This is a genomic window from Pseudomonas sp. NPDC079086 (genome assembly GCF_044542155.1).
Lineage (GTDB): Bacteria > Pseudomonadota > Gammaproteobacteria > Pseudomonadales > Pseudomonadaceae > Aquipseudomonas.
This window is the reverse complement of the sequence record NZ_JBITTY010000001.1, coordinates 288,877-308,115: the sequence shown is the minus strand read 5'-3', so window position 1 is coordinate 308,115 and position 19,239 is coordinate 288,877. Positions and strand designations below refer to the sequence as shown.

25 protein-coding genes, 1 tRNA gene and 1 pseudogene are annotated in these 19,239 nt (G+C 62.9%); 2 read left to right on the top strand and 25 right to left on the bottom strand.

Annotated elements, in window-relative coordinates; translation table 11 throughout:
- Window positions 1-4: 4 nt before the first annotated feature.
- The 21 genes and pseudogenes from ACIGEK_RS01455 to ACIGEK_RS01355 form a co-directional block, all read right to left on the bottom strand.
- Entirely contained in the window at window positions 5-1,195 is a 1,191-nt protein-coding gene (locus ACIGEK_RS01455; protein ID WP_397491617.1) for a phage tail sheath protein, read from the bottom strand.
- Window positions 1,196-1,349: 154 nt separating this feature from the next.
- The gene (locus ACIGEK_RS01450; protein ID WP_397491616.1) at window positions 1,350-1,931 is read right to left on the bottom strand and encodes a phage tail protein; all 582 of its coding nucleotides are present in this window, start codon (window positions 1,929-1,931) and stop codon (window positions 1,350-1,352) included.
- A 13-nt stretch (window positions 1,932-1,944) separates the two neighbouring features.
- A complete protein-coding gene (locus tag ACIGEK_RS01445; RefSeq protein ID WP_397491615.1) occupies window positions 1,945-3,345 on the bottom strand; it encodes a phage tail protein in 1,401 nt (466 codons plus the stop codon).
- Entirely contained in the window at window positions 3,342-3,959 is a 618-nt protein-coding gene (locus ACIGEK_RS01440) for a phage tail protein I (RefSeq protein WP_397491614.1), read from the bottom strand. The genes ACIGEK_RS01445 and ACIGEK_RS01440 overlap by 4 nt, the downstream gene beginning before the upstream one ends.
- Window positions 3,959-4,870 carry a baseplate J/gp47 family protein gene (locus ACIGEK_RS01435; protein WP_397491613.1) on the bottom strand — a complete coding sequence of 304 codons (912 nt, stop codon included), beginning with the start codon at window positions 4,868-4,870 and terminating at the stop codon, window positions 3,959-3,961. The genes ACIGEK_RS01440 and ACIGEK_RS01435 overlap by 1 nt, the downstream gene beginning before the upstream one ends.
- The gene (locus ACIGEK_RS01430) at window positions 4,867-5,220 is read right to left on the bottom strand and encodes a GPW/gp25 family protein (protein WP_397491612.1); all 354 of its coding nucleotides are present in this window, start codon (window positions 5,218-5,220) and stop codon (window positions 4,867-4,869) included. The genes ACIGEK_RS01435 and ACIGEK_RS01430 overlap by 4 nt, the downstream gene beginning before the upstream one ends.
- Window positions 5,221-5,222: 2 nt before the next feature.
- Window positions 5,223-5,513 (bottom strand): PAAR domain-containing protein, encoded by a 291-nt coding sequence (locus ACIGEK_RS01425; protein WP_397491611.1) that lies wholly within the window; start codon window positions 5,511-5,513, stop codon window positions 5,223-5,225.
- Entirely contained in the window at window positions 5,513-6,034 is a 522-nt protein-coding gene (locus tag ACIGEK_RS01420; RefSeq protein ID WP_397491610.1) for a phage baseplate assembly protein V, read from the bottom strand. Before ACIGEK_RS01420 ends, ACIGEK_RS01425 begins: the two co-directional genes overlap by 1 nt.
- Window positions 6,035-6,108: 74 nt before the next feature.
- Complete coding sequence (locus ACIGEK_RS01415) at window positions 6,109-6,561, bottom strand: phage virion morphogenesis protein (RefSeq protein ID WP_397491609.1); 453 nt, start codon at window positions 6,559-6,561, stop codon at window positions 6,109-6,111.
- A complete protein-coding gene (locus ACIGEK_RS01410) occupies window positions 6,558-7,046 on the bottom strand; it encodes a phage tail protein (RefSeq protein ID WP_397491608.1) in 489 nt (162 codons plus the stop codon). The genes ACIGEK_RS01415 and ACIGEK_RS01410 overlap by 4 nt, the downstream gene beginning before the upstream one ends.
- Window positions 7,043-7,306: an Rz1-like lysis system protein LysC gene (gene lysC, locus ACIGEK_RS01405; protein WP_397491607.1), complete on the bottom strand. Its 264-nt coding sequence runs from the start codon at window positions 7,304-7,306 to the stop codon at window positions 7,043-7,045. Before lysC ends, ACIGEK_RS01410 begins: the two co-directional genes overlap by 4 nt.
- Window positions 7,227-7,592, bottom strand: a pseudogene (locus ACIGEK_RS01400) (LysB family phage lysis regulatory protein); the annotation flags it as partial. The pseudogene ACIGEK_RS01400 and the gene lysC, both read right to left, overlap by 80 nt.
- Complete coding sequence (locus ACIGEK_RS01395; RefSeq protein WP_397491606.1) at window positions 7,589-7,795, bottom strand: hypothetical protein; 207 nt, start codon at window positions 7,793-7,795, stop codon at window positions 7,589-7,591. The gene ACIGEK_RS01395 and the pseudogene ACIGEK_RS01400, both read right to left, overlap by 4 nt.
- Window positions 7,792-8,643 carry an N-acetylmuramidase domain-containing protein gene (locus ACIGEK_RS01390; protein WP_397491605.1) on the bottom strand — a complete coding sequence of 284 codons (852 nt, stop codon included), beginning with the start codon at window positions 8,641-8,643 and terminating at the stop codon, window positions 7,792-7,794. Before ACIGEK_RS01390 ends, ACIGEK_RS01395 begins: the two co-directional genes overlap by 4 nt.
- Window positions 8,640-8,954: a phage holin, lambda family gene (locus ACIGEK_RS01385; protein WP_397491604.1), complete on the bottom strand. Its 315-nt coding sequence runs from the start codon at window positions 8,952-8,954 to the stop codon at window positions 8,640-8,642. The genes ACIGEK_RS01390 and ACIGEK_RS01385 overlap by 4 nt, the downstream gene beginning before the upstream one ends.
- Window positions 8,955-8,966: 12 nt before the next feature.
- Window positions 8,967-9,425, bottom strand: coding sequence for a hypothetical protein (locus ACIGEK_RS01380; RefSeq protein ID WP_397491603.1), 459 nt, complete (start codon window positions 9,423-9,425; stop codon window positions 8,967-8,969).
- The gene (locus tag ACIGEK_RS01375) at window positions 9,416-9,625 is read right to left on the bottom strand and encodes a tail protein X (protein ID WP_397491602.1); all 210 of its coding nucleotides are present in this window, start codon (window positions 9,623-9,625) and stop codon (window positions 9,416-9,418) included. The genes ACIGEK_RS01380 and ACIGEK_RS01375 overlap by 10 nt, the downstream gene beginning before the upstream one ends.
- On the bottom strand, window positions 9,625-10,089 hold the full coding sequence (locus ACIGEK_RS01370) for a head completion/stabilization protein (RefSeq protein ID WP_397491601.1): 465 nt from the start codon (window positions 10,087-10,089) through the stop codon (window positions 9,625-9,627). The genes ACIGEK_RS01375 and ACIGEK_RS01370 overlap by 1 nt, the downstream gene beginning before the upstream one ends.
- A 104-nt stretch (window positions 10,090-10,193) precedes the next feature.
- A complete protein-coding gene (gene gpM / locus ACIGEK_RS01365) occupies window positions 10,194-10,901 on the bottom strand; it encodes a phage terminase small subunit (protein WP_397491600.1) in 708 nt (235 codons plus the stop codon).
- Between the two features lie 5 nt (window positions 10,902-10,906).
- A complete protein-coding gene (locus ACIGEK_RS01360; protein ID WP_397491599.1) occupies window positions 10,907-11,923 on the bottom strand; it encodes a phage major capsid protein, P2 family in 1,017 nt (338 codons plus the stop codon).
- 41 nt (window positions 11,924-11,964) lie between these two features.
- Window positions 11,965-12,822, bottom strand: a complete 858-nt coding sequence (locus ACIGEK_RS01355) for a GPO family capsid scaffolding protein (protein ID WP_397491598.1) — start codon at window positions 12,820-12,822, stop codon at window positions 11,965-11,967.
- 154 nt (window positions 12,823-12,976) lie between these two features.
- Here ACIGEK_RS01355 and ACIGEK_RS01350 point away from each other — a divergent pair, with 154 nt between their 5' ends.
- Both ACIGEK_RS01350 and ACIGEK_RS01345 read left to right on the top strand, forming a co-directional pair.
- Complete coding sequence (locus ACIGEK_RS01350; RefSeq protein ID WP_397491597.1) at window positions 12,977-14,734, top strand: terminase ATPase subunit family protein; 1,758 nt, start codon at window positions 12,977-12,979, stop codon at window positions 14,732-14,734.
- Window positions 14,731-15,798 carry a phage portal protein gene (locus ACIGEK_RS01345; protein WP_397491596.1) on the top strand — a complete coding sequence of 356 codons (1,068 nt, stop codon included), beginning with the start codon at window positions 14,731-14,733 and terminating at the stop codon, window positions 15,796-15,798. Before ACIGEK_RS01350 ends, ACIGEK_RS01345 begins: the two co-directional genes overlap by 4 nt.
- A 51-nt stretch (window positions 15,799-15,849) precedes the next feature.
- Here the strand turns inward: ACIGEK_RS01345 and ACIGEK_RS01340 are convergent, their stop codons facing one another.
- The 4 genes from ACIGEK_RS01340 to ACIGEK_RS01325 all read right to left on the bottom strand — a co-directional run bounded on the left by ACIGEK_RS01340 (window position 15,850) and on the right by ACIGEK_RS01325 (window position 19,229).
- Entirely contained in the window at window positions 15,850-16,344 is a 495-nt protein-coding gene (locus tag ACIGEK_RS01340; protein WP_397491595.1) for a hypothetical protein, read from the bottom strand.
- Window positions 16,345-16,508: 164 nt separating this feature from the next.
- Window positions 16,509-16,907, bottom strand: a complete 399-nt coding sequence (locus ACIGEK_RS01335) for a DUF2513 domain-containing protein (protein ID WP_397491594.1) — start codon at window positions 16,905-16,907, stop codon at window positions 16,509-16,511.
- 723 nt (window positions 16,908-17,630) lie between these two features.
- Window positions 17,631-17,706: transfer RNA gene (locus ACIGEK_RS01330), tRNA-Thr, on the bottom strand.
- Window positions 17,707-17,999: 293 nt separating this feature from the next.
- Window positions 18,000-19,229 carry a methyltransferase gene (locus ACIGEK_RS01325; RefSeq protein ID WP_397491593.1) on the bottom strand — a complete coding sequence of 410 codons (1,230 nt, stop codon included), beginning with the start codon at window positions 19,227-19,229 and terminating at the stop codon, window positions 18,000-18,002.
- Between the last annotated feature and the right edge of the window lie 10 nt (window positions 19,230-19,239).

Here is a 19,239-nt window from a genome sequence, read left to right as displayed (position 1 = left end):
TGGGTTAGGCGTTGACGGCGGCAGCGAACTGCACCAGGTGGCGGTCGGTAATGCGCTGGCGCAGCAGGAGGTTTTCCAGCGGCGGCACGGGGGTGTAGTCGTAGTCCAGGTACAACTTGCCGGCCTTGAGGGTTTCCTTATCGTTGGCGGCCTCGTCGTACCAGCACTCGCCGCCCAGCAGGTAGCCGTTGCGTACCAGCTCGCGCATTTTGGCGTTGATTCCAGCGACGATGTCGCGCACCAGGCTTGGGTGCATCGGTACGTCTACGGCCCAGAAGTGCGCCTCGGCCATGGTGTCGGCCAGTACGTGCGCGGAGCGGGTATAGTTCTCGAAGGCGAACAGCGGATCGGCGCTGCAAGTGCGCGAGCCCCAGAAGCGGAAGCCGTCGCGGCGGATCAAGGTGGTGACCTCGCCAGCGTTGAGCAGGCCGGCGTCGGTGGCAGGGTTTTGCAGGTCGAAGTAGACGTCCTTGGACAGGCCTGACACGCCGTTGACGGGCACGTTGGACAGGGTTTTGTGCCAGCCGATCTGCTCGTCGAGCTTGGCGCGCAGGCCCAGGGCACGCGCAACGGCGCTGGCCGGCTGGGCGCTGCTGCTGGCGGTGTCCCAGCTGACGAAGTCGGGCCACAGCAGCATCAGCTCGCGGGCGCCGAAGCCTTCACGGTAGGACAGGGCTTCGGAGACGGTTTGTGCCTCCCAGCAGTTGGCATAGGCGAAGCCGCGCAGCTTCTGAGCGATGGCGACCAGTTCGGTGGTGACGGGCAGGTTATCCAGGCCCGGCACGCCGAGGATGCGCGGCTTGACGCCGAGCTGGGCCTCGGCCGCCAGCAGTGCCTTGAGGCCGGTGTACTGGCCTTGGGGCGTTACGCCGCCAATGATCTTGGTGGTTTGGTCGGCCTGCTTGGCTGCATCGTCTGCGCCCACGCCATCGGCCACGCGCACCACAACGGTAACGGGGCTGGCTTGGTCGGCGATTGCGTCCAGGTTTCGGGCCAGGGTGCCCAGCTCACCGGCCTTGCCGGATGCTGTGAGCACGTCGGTCAGCAGGACGGGCTTGTTGAGTGGGAAGGTGGCCTCGTCGGCATCGCTTGCGGTGCAGACCAAACCCACCACGGCGGTGGCGACAGTACGGATGGGGCGGGTGCCCTCGTTAATTTCGAGGACTCGGACGCCGTGATGGTAGTCAGTGGACATTAGGAGGCTCCTGGGGAGGCGATGCCAGATCAGTGAGCCTTGAGGGTGACGCGCGCGCGCAAGAGCCGCGAGCGGCGGGCGGTGTAGCGAGGGCGGTTACAGCACGCGCACAAAAAAGCCCCGGCTAGCGGGGCTTGTTGTTGGGTGGTTTCGGTCAGCCAGCGTTGTTGCCGATGCCAGCGACGGCGGCCTCGATCGAGGCAATGGTTTCGGCAGCGATGTCCTGGGCTTGCTCAATGTTGCCGGCGTTAACGGCGGTGCGGATCAGCTCCTTGGCCTGTAGGCGCGTTTCTCGGATCAGATACAGCGCCTCGGTGTAGGCAGCCGCTTCGGCGAGGATGCTGTCGGCGGCCTGGCGCGCGGTGCGGCCGTTGATGGCCCAGGCGGCGACCATGCGGGGCACCTCGCCCAGGTAGCCGGCGGCTTTGTAGGCCTCGGCCTCCAGGCGCGAGCGGTCGTACTCCACTGCGCGCAGCGGATCGCCGGCGACTTTGGCGCGCGCCTTGTCGGCGGCAGCGTCCACGCGGGAGCACAGGGCTTCGACGCTGGGCACATAGGCGGGTGGCGGAACCAGGATAGGCAGGCCGTTCGTGTCATGCGAGCGAACCATGCCGGGCTGCGGGTTGGCGATGACGGCGAGATAGCGGTCTTCGGGGATCGGGATGGCTCCGGCCGGGATTTGGTGAATTCCCTGCAGGTAGGTGTTTCCGGTGTTCTGGCTGTAAAAGCGTTTCATAGGACCCCCTAAGTTAGTGGCCGATGGCGATGTAGAAGGCTTTGATCAGAGTCCCGGATGTAGTGGAGACATCGTCAGCTCCGACCACGAATGAGGTTTGAGAGATCGTGTCGACATAGGCGATCCAGGCACCGTTGACAACGTTCGGCTGCTGGTTCCCTACAATTACCGCGAACGCCTCATTAGGAAATTGCAGGGTGAACGGCACAGTGATTTCCGAATCATCCGGGATCTGTGCTGAAAGGCCCCATTGAAAGCACAAGCCACCCATCCAGGTAGGGAAAACGACATAACCGTTGGCGGTCATGCTGATAGCAAACCCCCACCGGAGTTTTTTGGGAGTGACGGCGACGTCGTCCAGGGCGCCGGCGTTTACCTCTGCCTGAGTGCCGACCCGCAGCACTCCGCGCAGCAGCTCGGTGGCGTTGGCAGCCGCAGAGCGAATGGCCTGGAACACGCGCAGAGCGGTCATGCGGCGGACGTTGTTGGTGCCACCCTCGGCGTCGGCCTGGGTGGCATTCGTAGCAGCAGTCAGCTCAAACAGCAGCGCGCTTGTACCGACGACGATGGGGCCGTTGGTGGTCAGCTCCCAAACGGTGTCGGCGAACTGCACTCCCTGCTCGACCGTAACCAGCATGCCGGAGGTGATGTCGGTGTCACTGTCAGCATCTTGGGCGCGAGTCCAGGCCCCAGCTACGGCCGTATAGATTCCGTTGTCCTTCCCTGCAGTCTGAAATCTCGCCAGCACACGGGCGCCTGCCGGAAGCGCGGCATCCCAGTCGCCGCCGGCCTGCACCGCGAGGCCGTTGAGGCTGATGTTGCCGGTGGTGGTGTAGAGAACACTCTGCTTGCTGTCCAGGCTGTTCATGCTGGCAGCAATCAGGACGTTGACCTCGGCCTCGGTGGTGTATTGCGGGTGAGGATCGGCCGCTGCTAGGTGGGCCACGATGATGGCGTCGGCATAGGCGCGGGTGGCTAGCACGATGCTGGGGTCAATTTTGAGCTGGACTGCGGTGGTGCTAGAGACGATCAGCACCATGCGCATGATCTGGGTGCGGCCGCTGCCCTCGGCAAGCTGAGGCTTGTAGCTGGGCGGGCAGTTGGCCACGGCGATCAGGTCGCCGGCGGCGTCGTAGAGCCCCATTTCGCGCAGCCAGTAGCCCCCCTCGGTTTCCGGGATGACCAGCTCTGCCACGATCTGACTGGCGTTGAGCGGGTCGACCTTTAGTTCGTTGAGATCGGCCCGGTACGTCTCATGCACCAGGGCGGTCTGGGTGCGGATCGGTACCGGCAGAACGCCGTTTCCGTCGCCGACTGCCATGCGGCTGATCTGCAGTTGGGTGCCGAGCGCGGCGGCGTTGGCGAGCTTGGCCTCGCCGACAGCGGTGAGTAGGGCGAAATAGGTCTGGCTCATGGGTAGACGCTCGTGGTTTCGATGATGTGGGCGACACCGCCCAGGAGGACAGTCGGACTGCTGACCTCGATGGGGCCGGGTGCGTATGGGTAGACGGTGGTGGTTTCGCCGCTCAACGCGGACGCCCCGACATAGCCAGCGCCGCGTACTTCCAAGCCGATGGCGAGCCCCACCAGATGCCGGCTAAGCGGCTTGGCGTCGTCGATCAGCCAGGAAAGTTCTTGGTACATGGCCTCGGTGATGCCGGTGTCGAGCACGCCGATGAGCAGGCGGAAGGTGCCGGGCACACCCAGGGGGAGTTCCTCCCACCACTCCCGTACCTCGATCAGGTAGCCCATCGGCTCGACCACGCGGCGCAGCGCGCCGATGGTCCCTTTGCGGGAATGGATGAAGTAAGCGGCCTTGATGGCATTGCGCTTCGCGCTCTCGGGCCAGGTCTGTGCCCAGCGGTCGACCGAGAAGGCCCAGGCTAGGTAGGGCAGAAGCGCCACGGGGCAGGCGTCCGGGTTCCACAGGTCGCGCAGCGGCACGGGCACGCGCTCGATTTGCGCCAGAGCTTGGGCGGCGAGCCGCTCCAGCTCGGTGGCGTTGCCCGGCAGCAGACGCGCGACCATTACTCGGCCACCGATACGCTGTAGGCGGTGCAGTACGGTGCCTGAGTGAGGCTGGCGACGATGTCGGACCAGCCGGACAGCTCGACGCGCTTGACACCCTCGATGTGCAGGGCTGCATCCAAGGCGGAGCGGTTGACCTCCTGGCCAAGGCGGCGGCGAGCATTGACCAGGGCAGCAAGGCGAGCCTCGGCGGCGGCGCGGACCGGCTCGGACTCGGGGCCTGAGCTGTTCAGGTAAAGCACGGCCTCCACGGTGTAGGGCAGCACCTGCGCACTCTGCACGGTGAGACGGTCGGCCACTGGGCGGCGGTCCTCGTCGCTGAGGTAGACGGCGACCACGGCGAGCAGATCGGCCGCCGCGGTGCCGTTGCCCAGGGCGCTCTGTACGGTGACGACGACCTCGGCCGGGGCCGGGCTGATCGCCGAGGCATCGGCGACGCGGCCATCCGCGCTGCGGGCGTGGAAAATGTATGCGTTGCGTGGGCCGGCGGTGCTGAGGCCCTCCATTGCCATTTGGATGCGCTCACGCATGCTCTCGTAGTCCTCCATCACCGCCGCCACCGGGGGCACTGCGGCCGGGTCGGCCGGGATGATGACCAGGCGCTCGACGTTGAAGCGTGCGCCGATCTGCTCCAGGTCTGTGCCCTGTGCGAAGGGCAGCAGTACGGCAAGGGCGGCCTCGTTGACGCGCTGTCGCCACAGGGTCTCGCGATAGGCGTTCTCCTGCAGGAGCTTGGTGATGGGCTCGGACTCCAGTTCCAGGGTGGCGGCGATCTCGGCCTGCTTCTCGGCCGGGTGCAGGCTGATGAAGTAGGCCTTGCGCTCGTTCAGGATCACCTCGTAATCGATCTGCTCAACCACGGTAGGCGCGGGCAGGCGCGAGAGGTCAATTGGCGTGAAGGTTGTGGTCATGCTGCGGCTCCCAGGCTGAGCGGCACGCGCAAGCTGAGCGGCTCGTTGCTGTCGGTAAGGGTGCCTTCTAGGTCGAGGATGGCCTGGCCGGCGACGTCGCCCAGGCTGAGCTGCACGCGGTTGAGGCGGATACGCGGTTCCCAGCGCATAAGGGCCATGGCGGTGGCAGCGTATGCCTGCAGGCGGGTGGCGCTGTTGTGCGGCCAGTCGATCAGGTCAGCCAGTTGGCTGCCGTACTCACGGCGCATAACGCGGCTGCCGATGGGCGTGGTGAGGATGTCTGCCACGGACTGGGCCAGGTGGGCCGAGTCGGTGATGGTGCGGCCGGTGTGGCTGTTCATACCCTGCATGCTCAGCCCCCTGCGAATACGTTGGGGCTGCCAGCGGCCACGCTGGAGCCGCAGGCGACGGGGTCACCTACACGCCCGAGCGGCATGCCGTTGGCAAACACGGTGGCGCTGCCATCGGCCAGCTGGCTGGCGTGGCAGGACGGCGACGGGTCGCAGTGGGCCGCCCAGGCGTCCCCCTTGCGGTGCACGGCAATGCCGTTGGCGAATACGTTGGGGCTGCCTGCCGTGGATGGGCGCGGTGGAAACGCGCCATGGCCGGTGCAGGCGTCGCCTTGGCGGGTGACGGCAGGCATCAGTTCAACTCCACTTTGGCGCCCTTGATGGCGACGTTGCCGGCGGCTTCGATGGTGATGTTCGCGGCGCTGGTAATTGTGATGTCGCCCTTTGCCATGGCACTGAGCGCGGCCTGGGTGGTGATGCTGACGTTGCCCTGGGCGGTGAGTTCGGCGGTACCGGGCAGGGTGGCGCGCAGGTGTTTGGCAATGCTGTCGTATTCGATCACCGCGCCGTCGCGGTAGGTGCGGCGGTGCAGGCCTTCGCGGTCGCCGTTGGCGGTGATCAAGTCGCTAAACAGGCCGGTGAGCACGATGCCCTGGGCGAGGTTGCCGGATGGGCTGAACAGTACGCACTGCTCGCCCAGGGTGGGCGGGTCCCAGTCGCGGTCGTCGCCCGCGCGCAGGGCCAGCCATGGCCGCCAGGTGGTGATGATGTTGCCGCTTTTGACCTTTACGCGGGGCGGCTGCATCTGCACCGCTTCGATGGTGCCGAAGCGGATCAGGTTTTCGAGCAGGCGGGCGAGGGTGGCGATATCCATGCCACTGATGCTGCCGCGCGCGCGCGAGTGGCGCACGGCGCGGGCGGTGTAGCGGCGGGCGTTACAGCGCGGGGTTAGCGGGTGAGGTGTTCGAGCAGTTGGTCGCGGATCAGCTCGATGTCGGCATCGGTGAAGCCGAGCACCTCACGGCGGTCGTATTGCACGTCGGGGGTGCCTTTGCCTGGGCGGTCACGCAGGCCGTACTGGTGGACGCGGGCAATGCGGGCCACGCGGCCCATAAAGCCGATGGCAATGGCGTCGGGGGTGCTTTGCAGTTTGAGGTGCTTGGCCTGGCGCAGTTTGGCGAACATTTGCCGTTTGATGCGGCCTGCCTTGTCGCGCAGTTGCCGGGGTTTGCGCTTGGCGAAGGGTGTGCCATCGGGGTTGCGCTGGGTGGCGATGCGCTGCTGCTGGCTGCGGCGCAGGCTGCGGCCGATTTGCTGATTGAGCCTGCGCCGCTCACCTGGCTCCAGTTTGGCCAGGAGGGCGCCGGCCCATTCCTCCAGGGCGCGCAGGTTGTCGGTCATGGGGTTGGCTCGCCCCATTGGGCGATCAGTTCACCGCTGGGGGTTTCCAGGCGCAGGCCTTGAAGGGTGATGGTTTCCTCGAACAGTTCTGGCTCGTTGGGGTGGCTGACTTGCAGGCTGCCGTCTGGTTGCTTCTTGACGATCACGCGCTCGGTGAGGGGTAGCTCGAAGCTGAGGTCGACTTTGCTGTTGTCGAGGATGTCGGCCTCGAACTTGATGGCGTCCTTGCCCTTGTCCAGGTTGGTGATCAGCTCGGGTTGGTTGACCAGCAGCCAGGCCAGAAGGGGGATCACCACGGCGTCAGGGTGGCCGGCAAAGTCGGTGAGGATGATGTTGAGGGTGTAGCCGTATTCAAACGACAGGCCGGGCGCGGCAGTGCTGCGAACGGTGCCGACATCGATGAAGACCAGGAGCCTTTCGGGGCTGTTTTTCAGGTCTGGGACGGCGGCCAGCAGGTGGTTACGCAGAGCGTCTGGTTTGTTCATGGATCTGCTCGCGGCTGTTGGTGGTTGTAGACCATGTCGACCTGGGCGGCGCATTCGGCCCAGGCCAGTTCGGCGCGTTCGGTGTCGGTGAGCAGCTCGCCATTATTGCCTGGGCTGGTCGCCGGCAGCACGCACGGCACCACTGCCGGACAACCAGTCTCGATAACCAGCGGCTCCGGTGATGGCGGGGCGCTGACGCAGCCGGCGAGCAGCAGCAGGCAGAGGCTGGTCAGCCCATTGCAGAAGTTCGGCGTTTTCACGTTGCAGCTCCTTGATCTGTTGTTCACGTTGGGTGAGGCCCTGGCGCAGCAGGGTTTGCGTGCTGCGCAGGGAGGCTTGCGCGGTGCGCTCGGCCTCCAGGGCATCGTTGAGGGTGGTGATGGTGTCGGCTTGGCGCTGGATGCGCTGCTCGGCCTGTTGCTGTCGCTCGGCGGCCAGGGTTTCGCGGGCGTCCACGGCCTGGCCTTGCTGATACTGGCCCCAGAACAGCAGGCCAAGGGCCGCGAGTAGGGCGATGCCGTAGCCGATCTGGCGCAGGGTGGTCATTTGCGGTACCAGCCGGCGGCATTCATGGCGGGTTCATCCAGGGCGTGCACGTTGCCTAGGACGATCAGCACCCGTTTACCTGGGTGCAGCTCCTGCAGTGCATCACTGAACTGCTTGGTGCATTCGTATCCGGTATCAGCTGGCAGGCAAATGACATCACCGTCGCGCAGCTCCAGCTTTCGGATCTGCTCCGGCTGGATCATGCCGCCACCTTTTGCCCACAGCAGCAGCCAGCGTGGCGCTCGTAGGCGCGCTCCAGCTTCACGTCGTACAGGTTGCGGGCGTAGGCGGGGCCGTTGTAGCGCTTGGCGAACTCGGCCCACTTTTTGGCCTTGAGTGCTTTATGCAGGGCGGGTTCTGCCTCGATGTAGCGCACGAAGGCCTCGAATTGTTCAGCCTCGCTGGCAGCCATGCGGGTGGTGAAGTCATCCAGGCTGGCGTAGCCGAGGCGCTCCCAGTGGTAGCCCATGATCTGGAACGCGCCCCAGCTGCAGGACTCGGGCGCGCAGATGCCGTCGATCAGCTTGGCATTGGCCAGCCGTTGGTGTTCGGCGGTACCGCCGGCATAGCCACCGGGCCGCACGTTGACCAGGTTGGGGTGCACGGTGGCGAGCTGGTCGGCGTGGGCCTTGAGTGCGGCGGGATCATCGCCCTCGTTGCGTACCAGGGACAGGCGCGCGTGCATGACGTGGCGTTCAAACAGAATTTTGGGTTTGCCGTTGACCAGGAAGCCTGAGCCGGCGCTTTCCACCTCGTTTACGGCGTAAACGGTAGCCAGGTCGACGTCCAGGCGCTTGGCAGCGGCCACCAGGGTGGCGTTGCTGAGCAGCTCGCGGCAATCGATACCGGCCAGGGCGGCGAGGGTTTTCTCGCCGGCAACGCCATCGGCTACCAGGCCGACCTTGAGCTGGTAAGCGCGCACGGCTTTCTCGGTTTCGTCGCCGAAGTCGCCATCGGCGAAAAGTTTGGCGCCGTTGGCATTGAGGGCGCGCTGCAGCTGCAGAACGCCTTGGCTTTTGGCGCCGTGGCGCAGGCTTTGTGGCTGGGTCATAGGGCATCTACCTTGCGATTGGCTAAGCGTTTGAGGCCTGCGCGGACACCATCTGCCCCTATGAGGCCGATCATGCCGCCAAAAAATGGGGCGGCTTCGATGGGGATGCCGAACAGGGATAGGCCGTTGCTGGCTGCCAGGGTGATCAGGCCGCAAATAAAGCCTTCACCCAGGGCGCGCTTGATCCCGCCGCCGCTGTAGATAAAGCGGGCAGCCGCGAGCACGGACGAAAGCATGGCCGCGTACAGCAGCGGGTGGTGTTGTTCCAGCCAGGCGAGCAGCCAAGCCCAGGTTTCAGGACGATCAGGCATGTATGGCATTCCTTAGCCCTCTTTAATCGAGTGGCCTAGCTGGACGAATGGGAGGCGGTTAATGCGGTGCACCACTTCGCCCAACTGGGCCGGGGAGTAACGCTGTGGGTTGTCGAAGCCAAGCGCGGCGGCACAGAACTCGCTGCAGAACATGCGGCGCCGGCTATGCAGGCCGCTGGCGAGCAGTTGGCTGAAGAAGATGCCGGCCCAGTCGTAGCCCTTGCCACGGTGCTGCTGGAAGATCAGGGCGATGCGACGTTGATCAGCCCAAGGCACTGGGATCAGGTCCCAGTGTTCCGGCTTCAACTCGATCATCTTGGCGCGCACGCCACTGTCCATGGCCGATGCCGACAGCCAGACGCGGCCGCTGACAACCTCGCAATGGCTGTACTTGGAGCGCGTCCACAGGCGAATCAGGCGGTTAAACAGGGTGCCTTTGCCTTTGTAGAGGGCGAGGTAGATCAGTCCCATAGGTTCACCACTTGGCGTTGTTCGGCTTGGGGGGCGGCATCCGGCAGGGTGATGCGGGTGCCGTGGGGGATGACTGGGCCGAAGTCCGCCAGGCCGGGGTTGTTGTCGAGCACTTGCTCAACCACGCCAGCGGTGCGGCCGTAGTAGCGCCAGCAGATGGCGTCGACGGTGTCACCCTGGTTGGCAAGCACGGTGGGCATCAGAGCGACTCCACAGTGGCGTGGCTGATGCCGAGGATGGTGCGCAGGGCTTTGCGGCCGTCGCGGCGCAGTTGGTCGGCGCTGGTTTCTTCTTCGGTGACCTTTTGCTGGCCGCTGTTGGTGGCGTCAAAGCTGCTGTAGCGCTCCACCAGTTCGGCCAGGGCGTTGCAGTAGATGACGCGGCGGTAGAGGTGCAGCAGCTGGCTTTCGTTCTTGATCTGTTCGGCGGGTACGTCGGCCAGGGTGGCGTGGCCTTCGGCCTGGCGGGCTGTTCGGTAGCCGGCAAGCTCCCGGTTGGCCTCGATCATGGCGTTGACGGCGGCCACTTCTAGCCGGGCGTCGGTGACGCTGTTGTCGATACGCATGGCGGCGCGCAGCTTCTGGCCGTCGATATCTGGCCAGAAGGCGGCGTTGCTGATCGGGTGGGCTTCGTTTGTTACGCCACCGGCGATAAATGCGCTCATGCCTGTCGCTCGAATAGATCGGCGGTGGTCGGGGCTTCACAGCATGGGAAGGAGTCACCCTGCTGATCCGCCCCGAGCCGCCGGGGTTGCGGGGGACCGCTCGGTTAGCTGGCTAGGCCAGCGTGTCTCTTGAGGAGGCGATCAACGCGCTCCTGGTCTTTTTTGGCGCCGCACTTGTCGTGCAGCTCGATGGCGCGGCTGAAGTACTGCTTTGCCGCTTCGAGATTCGCCTTGTCGGCTTCGGCTGGTGTTTCTTCATTCACCTGCGCGGCGGTCAATCGACCCATGGCGAGGTACAGCTTGGCGCGGACTTGGTCGGGCATGTCCTGGGCGGCGGTCAACTCGTTGGTGCGGGTGAGAATGGCCATGTCAAACGAGGTGCCCGCTTTCATAGCGTTGAGTGCCACCTCGGCAACTTCCTCCGCGACTACGCAGCCGGCGGTGCGCTTGAAGCGGTCGGTCATCTTCAAGCCATGCTTGAGCACGTAATCCGCGACCTCCAGGCCACCCACGTAGTCGCCGGCGTCGAAACGCCAGAGCATGACGGTGACGATAACGTCGTCCTGGGCGCCCTGGCCGGAGGCGATCACGCCCTCGACATAGGGGACGTACTCCGGCAGCAGCGCGATCTTGAGCGTCGCCTTGCCTTCGGTGGACTGGACCTGCTTGAGGCGCTGCTCATCCTGTTGGAGCTTGGCGAGCTGCACTTCGTAACCGGTAAGGCCCTCCATGAGGGCGTCCGGGGCGGTGGCTGCCGCTTCCAGCGCGGCGGTGGCGCGCTGGAAGTGGGCTTTGGCGGGGCTCATGGCCATGGCTGTTAGGCCTCCAGCTCGATGTTTTCAACCAGGCAACCGAAGCCGTAGTCCTCGACGACGTAGGCGTCGTTGCTGGACTCGAAGTTCTCGATGCGGTTCTTGCCGGGGTTCTCCTGCAGGTAGCGGCGGCGGCCGCCCTTCTGCCAGTAGAGGGAGAGGTTTTCCAGGCTGGTGATGAGCATGGCGCCGTCCGGTACGTGTGGTACCTCAATCGGCTGCTTACCGCCCATGCGCTTCTGCGACAGGATCATGTCGGTGGCCAGCTTCTCGGACGGGGCCTGCTCGCGGTTGACCAGCGGGAAGTACTTGTCGTGGATCAGGTTGCCGCCAAGGATTACGACGATGCTGGTGTCCTTGCGGTGCCATGGATCGATCATGTTGGCCACGGCGTCGAACACTACGGCGTCGAGGTTGTTGTAGTCGGCACTGGCACCCGTGCCGATGACGATCTTGCCGGCGGTTTTGCCGTCCTTCAGCACACGTTGAGGGGCATTGTTGCGGTACTGCTGCAGCCAGCCGATGTTGACGTCCTGGAGCAGTGGGTTGGTGGCACGGTTGGTGGTTGCGGCGGCGCTGGTACCGTTGAAGCCGATCATGATGCGGTCGAGTGCCTGGCGCTTGAGGATGGCGTCGCGCAGGCGGGTCTGGAAGTCCGGCATGTGCGCCCAGGCGTCGAGCAGGGCATAGCGGATGGCGGTATCGAAGTCGGTCTGCTTGCACGCATACCCTTTGTCGTCCAGGGCGGCGACGTCACGCGGGGTACGAACACCGGCGCCGCTGGTGTCGGTGCGGCTGGCAATGGTGCTGCTGACGCCTACTCCAACCTTGTCGCCGATCAGCTGATCGACGGGAATCATGCCGATGCTGCCCAGGAACTCACTGGACTCCTGCATGCGGGTTTCCAGCTTCTGCTGGACCGCCGGGTCGACGGTGAAAGTCTTGGTGGCGTCGGCCACGCCACTGAGCTGGGCGATCTGGGTGGCGTAGGCTTCAAAAAACTGGCGAGTATCGTTGCGCATGGTGTTCTCCGGTAATCCTTGGCGGGGCTGGTCCGTGGTAATCAGCAGTCGGTAACGGCGCGGCCGTCATTGCCGGTGATCGGCGGGCGCTGACTGTGCTGTTGGGGTTTGATCGGCGCCGGGGTGCCGCTCAGCTTTTCAACCAAGGCGGTGAATTCGGCGGACAGCTTTTCGTGGGCGGCCTGGAGCTTCTCGCGTGCCGTTTTCTCGGCAGTGAAGGCGTCAGCCTGCTCCTGGCCGTGGGTGGCGAGCTGCTCAATCAAGGTGCCCAGCTCGGCGAAGTTAGCGGCGTCCGTGCCTTCCTTGTCCTTGCTCGTTTTGAGGAGGGCGGAAACCTTGTCGCGCAGGCCAGCAAACATGCTGGGGGTGTCGACGACTTCCTCGAATTCAATGGCGATTTCTTCGGCGGCGGTGAAGAGGTTGTCTTTGTCTTGCTTGCGGCCGACCAGGGTGCCGTGCTGAGTGCTGAATTGCAGCGCTTCGGTACCCAGGCTGGCTGGGTTGTCGGTGAGGGCGAGGCCGACCAGGTAGGCCTTGCCGGTGTCGGCGAACTTCGGCGATACCTCGGCGGAGGTGTAGATTTTTTGGCCCTTCTTGTTGAGGGCAATGCCGGCTTCGTTCGGCTCGATCTGGGCGAGCAGGGCGAGTTTCTTCTTGCCGCCGATCTCTACTTCCTCGGCAGCGAGGGCGATGACGTCACCGTAGGAGCCAAACGGGGAATCCGGCAGCACGCTCTTGATGTGCTCGCAGTTGACGCGGGCACCGTAGAGGTTCCGGTCGTAGTTGGCGGCCATGTCCGCGATCCACTGGCGCTCGATGGTGCGGCCGTCAGTGGTAGCGCCCTCCAGGGCAATACGGAACTGCTTGGAACGGAATTTCTTGGTGGCTGGGGTGGGCATTCTGGCTGTCCTCGATGCTATGGCGGCATGTGCCTTTGCGTTGAGGGCATGGTCGACAGTGGGGAGGGGCGCGGCAACGCGCTGGACTGGTAGCGGGCGACGCTACAGGGTGCGGAGGTAGGGATACACGCGCGCGAGCGGCAGCATCGGCGCCATGAATTCTATCGTCGAACTGCCCACCGATACCCGCCGTCATGCCAAGCATCTGTACTGGCAGGGCTTTCGCGTGTGCGAAATCGCCGAGCTGACGGGGGAGAAGGAAAAGACCCTGCACAGCTGGAAAGGGCGCGACGATTGGGACCGTGCCACACCGCTTGAGCGTATCCAGGCGGCGACCGAGGCGCGGTTGGTGCAGTTGCTGCTGAAAGATCCGAAGTCGGGCACGGACTTCAAAGAGATCGATCTGCTGGGCCGCCAACTGGAGCGCCAGGCGCGCATTGCGCGGTTCCAGGCCGGCGGCACCGAGGCGGAACTCAACCCGGAGTTGTTAAACCGTAACGCTGAGCCGAAGCGTAAACCGAAGCGCAACGAGATCACAGAGGAGCACACCGAGAAGCTGATCGAGGCGTTTCTCGATGGATGCTTCGACTACCAGAAGGACTGGTACCGCGCGGGCGAGCAACGCACCCGCGCCATCCTCAAAAGCCGGCAGATCGGTGCTACCTACTACTTCGCCCGCGAGGCGCTGATTGATGCGCTGACCACAGGGCGCAACCAGATTTTCCTGTCTGCCAGCAAGGCGCAGGCGCATATCTTCAAGGCCTATATCCAGGCCTTTGCCCGGGAAGTGATCGACGTTGACCTTACGGGTGACCCGATCATTCTGCCGAACGGTGCCGAGCTGCACTTCCTGGGTACCAACGCGCGTACAGCTCAGGGCTACCACGGCAACTTCTACTTCGACGAATTCTTCTGGACCTACAAGTTCAACGAGTTGAACAAGGTCGCGTCCGGTATGGCGATGCAGAAGCGCTACCGCCGGACCTACTTCTCGACACCCAGCTCGATGGCGCATGAGGCGTTCACATTCTGGACGGGTGAGCGGTTTAACAAGGGCAAGCCGAGCGCGCAGCACCTCAAGCTGGATGTGAGCCATGCGGCGCTGCAGATGGGCCGCCCCTGCGAGGACAACATCTGGCGCCAGATCGTGAACATTCTCGACGCCGAGGCGCGGGGCTGCGATCTGTTCAATATCGACGAGCTGCGGCAGGAGTATGACGCGGCGGCTTTCCAGAATTTGCTGATGTGCGAGTTTGTGGACGACGGGGCGAGCATTTTCCCGCTGACGATGCTGCAGCCTTGCATGGTCGACAGTTGGACGCTTTGGACGGACTACAAGCCATTCGCCCAGCGCCCATTCGCTGACCGCCAGGTGTGGGTGGGCTACGACCCCGCAGACACCGGCGACTCTGCTGGCCTGATTGTGGTGGCGCCGCCGATGGTGCCGGGGGGCAAGTTCCGCATCCTGGAGCGACACCAGTTCCGTGGCATGGACTACACGGCCCAAGCCGAGACGATCCGGCAGATCACTAAACGGTACTGGGTGACCTATGTGGGCATCGACACCACTGGCTTGGGCGGTGCTGTGGCGCAGTTGGTTAAGCCGTTCTTCCCGGGGCTGTACGCCTTCTCCTATAGCCCGGAGGTAAAGACCCGCCTGGTGATGAAGGCCTATGACGTGATCAGCAAGGGGCGTCTTGAGTTCGATGCCGGCTGGACGGATGTAGCGCAGTCGCTCATGGCCATTCGCAAGACCATAACCCCAAGCGGGCGCCAGTTTACCTACACAGCCGGCCGCAACGAGGCCACCGGCCACGCTGACCTGGCGTGGGCGCTCTTTCACGCATTGCACAACGAGCCGCTGGAGGGCCAAACAGCGGCCAACACCAGCATCATGGAGATTTCCACATGAGCAAGAATCGGAGCCGTCGTCGCCAGCAACAGGTGGCGAATGTTGAGCAGGCACGGGTGGTTGAGGGTGAGGTGCTGGTCAAGGAGGGCAGCGCCCAGCCGATGGCGTTCACCTTCGGCGAGCCAGCACCGGTGCTCGATGGTCGGCAGATCCTCGACTACCTGGAGTGCTGGCAGAACGGCCGCTGGTACGAGCCGCCGGTATCCATGGACGGCATGGCGCGTGCGTCAAAGGCAAGCGTCTATTTGGACTCTGGCCTGACCTTCAAGCGGAACGCCCTGGCGCGCACCTTTATCCCGCACCGACTGCTGAGCCGTCAGGCCTTCGAGCAGATCGTCATGGACTGGGGGTGGTGCGGCAACCTGTACCTGGAGAAGAAGGACAACATGCTGCGCCAGGCGCTGGGGCTGACCCCGTGCCTGGCCAAGTACATGCGCCGGGGTGTCGACCTGGACACCTACTACCAGGTGCGCGGGTGGAAGGACGAGCACGAATTCGCACGCGGCAGCATCTGCCACCTGCGCGAGGCCGATATCAACCAGGAGATCTACGGCCTGCCGGAGTGGCTGCCGGCGCTGCAAAGCGCGCTACTCAACGAGAGCGCCACGCTGTTCCGGCGGAAGTACTACCAGAACGGCTCGCATGCGGGGTTCATCCTGTACATGACCGACCCGGCCTTTAACGAGGACTACGTCAACGACCTGCGCACTGCGATGAAGAACAGCAAGGGGCCGGGCAACTTTCGGAACCTGTTCATGTATGCGCCCAACGGCAAGAAGGATGGCATCCAGCTGATCCCTATCAGCGAGATTGCCGCTAAGGACGACTTCGGTGCGATCAAGAACATCAGCCGCGACGACCAACTGGCAATGCTGCGCATCCCGCCCCAGCTCATGGGGGTGGTGCCTCAAAACTCAGGGGGCTTTGGATCGGTGCGCGATGCGGCCCAGGTGTGGGCGCTGAACGAGCTGGAGCCAGTGCAGGCCCGGCTGCTGCAGCTGAATGACTGGCTTGGGGAGGAGGTGGTGCGCTTCAAGCCGTATGAGATACCGGCGCAGGGGTGAAACCCCCTGCCATTCGAGCGCACTGAATAGCCCGGTGTTATGCCTGAGGCATCAGGTGCGCTCTTCTGCGTTCTCGAGCGGATCGGGTTTGAAGTCAAGTTTGATCAGAACTGGCTTCGAGCAGAAGCTATGGACTACGCCTATGTAGAGCCTGGCCTTTTTGCTCATTTCTATTAGGTCTTCGGTCCTGTTAGCTAACCCAGTCCATTGCTCGCCCGGATTGATGAGTTTTGGAATTACGGGGGGCATGCCATCCAAGTTGGGCTTTGGAACTAGTGCGGTCCAGCTCGGTTTAGCGCGGAGGTACGACCATAGGCTAGGGAACTGTTGCAGGGTCAGATGAGTGATTGTGGTCGGAACCTCGCCGACATTGATTGCTGTCAACGCTATGTACGAACTATTCGAGGAGTCGTGCGTCAATCGCGCATGTTGCATCACACTCAACCGCAGCTTAGGACCCGATTCAAACCAGCGCCGCACTTCTAAAGCCAGTGCCGCCGTTGCCACAATCCCCGCATAAATTGCCGCCGCATCACCCCATCCCATTTCTACTCTCCTGTTTCCTATGATCGGCGGATATTAACTATCTAGCCCGCGCCTGATGTCCCTTTTTAATGGTTGGCGGCCAGGGCGGTGAGTAGGCCAATGAGCTGATCTACTATCAACGGATAGTCCTCCCGACCGAGAAGCCGCCCGCGAGGCGGCGTTTTTTATCCGAGCTGGATGTCGGTGAGCTTTTCAACCTGCTTGCGGAGAAAGCCCTTACCTAGGGCCGCGAGCATATCCATTGTGAACCCGCCAGCTGCACTAGCGCCTTGCTTGGTCAACTGCCAAATCGCGTCGTCTCGTACCGAGTCGACAAAGTCATGCCCGGCAGGGGTCAAGGCCCGGAAAGAGAAATGCCCACTAGGGTTCATCCCTCGGCCTCCAGCCATATCCACCCACCTGCTCATAAGTATCTGGTCGACATGGTAGTAAACCTGGTCGGCACTGTAGCCATCGATGGAAAGGTTCTCTCGATAGCCAACCGTAGCTATGGCGGTTGCCGGCTTATCCAGCGCCTCCAGCCTAAGCATTAGCTGTCGGATCAACTCAGGGTCTCGACGCATCTCTCATCTCCTTGAGGCGGCCTCATGCCGCGTCACAGAACGATACCTTCCAGTTCACTGATACGGCCACCTATTTGGGCTCGCTCAGCACCCGGCGCGCGGACTCGTCCCCCCGCCACGCCTGCGGGCTAAATGTGGTGCTTTTTCTTCACCCCTGCGCGGCTCTCCAGCAAGCGCAGCAGCTATGCCTGGGGTAGGTATCAAGTGCCTGAAAAAGCCTGCGAAACCCTGCACGCAGGACGGTTTACGACGGCAACGGCTGCCCCCCTCCCGATTCAGGGATAGGGGCCTATTTTCAGAAAGAGTAATTTCCGCAATCTGGCCAGCGACTAAGGCTGGAGGCCACGTTATTCGGGGCTTTGGAGATTACAAAGAGGGGTAATGTTGAGGTAACTAAAAAAGTAATTTTTCTTTAAGTGCATGATTTATAAGGATTTTTATAAGTCCCAATATCACCTTTCAGAAAAGTAATTTGATTACCTTCATGTTACTTAAAGGTTACCTCTGCTGATCGATGGAAAAGCCAGCAAGCTCAATGGTTTGCGTCGTTACCCACAGGCAGATTACAAAAATTACTCTTTTTGCAGACCACCCCCAGTACCTGAGATTTATCCAGGCCGTCTAGGCGTGTGCGCAGGCGCGTGTGAAGTCTGCTTGTTACGCGGCTTGTTACGTGCAGCGGGTAAAAAAAAGGCCTGCATTGCTGCAAGCCTTTGTTTTATATGGTGCCGGCACCAGGAATCGAACCCGGGACCTACTGATTACAAGTCAGTTGCTCTACCAGCTGAGCTATACCGGCATTTCAGGGTCGCCATTATATCCATTCATTTGACGGAGTAAAGCCGTCTGAGCGTAGTTCTGTGCAGGCATTGTTATCAGCAGCAAAATCGTTATGCACATATGCAGGGCACCTGGCACGAGCGTGCGCAGACTTTGTGCGCTGGTTCGCGGTATTGGCTAAGTGTCTGTTTTTAAGAGATATATTCTAAGATTAAAAAATGTACAGGTTAGAGGTATATAGCAGCGGCGGGCGTTTGCGTGGTTTGCTCAGATTCTGTCAACAGAGTTATCCACAGATGCTGTGGGCAACTTTCACTGACGTTCGGCCAGCAGCAGCAGGTTTCGCGGGCTTTGTTGGTGGCTGCAGAAGGTGCCCAGGCGCACGTTGTAGCCATGCTCTTGCAGGTAGAGGCCGCGGTCCAGTAGCAGCCAAAGTTCCAGCGGGCGGCGGAACAGGCCGCGCAGCAGTTCCAGGTTGCGCACCTCGCTCAGGCGCTGCCAGCCCTGTTGCTCCAGCTGTGGCCAATCCTCTGCGCCTGGCGCGGGCAGTTGTTTGAGTACGGCGAGGTCTTTGCAGTAATCGGCAAAGGGCTTGTCCAGCCAGGTCGCGGGTAGGGATGGGGTTGGCAGGTACTCATCAATGCCGCGCAACTGGCGTTGCAGCAGGTCGAAGGCCAGGCGTTTGGCCATGGATTGATCGCGCTGGCGGCGAACCCGTGCGCCAGCGGTGACGGTTTCACTCAGGGGTAGACCAAGATCGTCGATGGAGAGCTGCAGTGTTGAGGCCTTGGCGCTTGCCGAGAGTGGCTGATAGTGCGTTGTGCGGATGCGGTTGTAGCAGCAGGGCGCGACGGCCAGTTGCTGGCAGCCGGTCTGGCTGGTCAGTTGTAGCAGGCGTGTGTGCAGCTCGCCGCAGGCATGCAGCGCGACGGGGGTGTGCTGCGCCTGCAGTTGCTTCGCGGCGTCGGCAGCCAGCACATCCTGCTCGATATGCTGTGCGGTGATGCCGAGTTTATGGCTGAGTTGCTGGCCGCTGCTGACCAGCTGCGGGTCGTACTCCAGGCAAGTCAGGCTGCCGCCGCCATGCGCGAGCATGCGGCCGAGGTGGCCTTTGCCGGCGCACCAGTCCAGCCAGTGTTGCGGTGTACGGCTAAAACTCAGGCTGCGGGCGAAGGCGTCGATCTGCTGCCACTTGCGCCCCGGCACATCGCTGCTAAAGCGCGCTGGCAATACCGTCGCGGGTGACTGCGGCAGTTCGCCAATCTGGCTTAGGTCATGAGCCTGAGCGGCCAGTTGCGGGAAGGGTGCTGGCGCCTGCAGCAGATGTGGCTGGTTATGCGCTGCCTCTGCATGCTCCAGACTTTGTGCTCTGAGCCAGGCTGCCAGCTGTGGGTAGTTGGCTTCCCAGGGCAATGCCGGGTAATGCACAAAGGGCCTGGGCCGCCACAGCGCCTGGTGCTCAATGAGAAAACTGTCGAGTGCCTGAAAGCGCTGCAACAGGGCAGCGTCTTGCAGAATCGGGGCGGGAGTGGTGGTCGGCATGATGGATTGT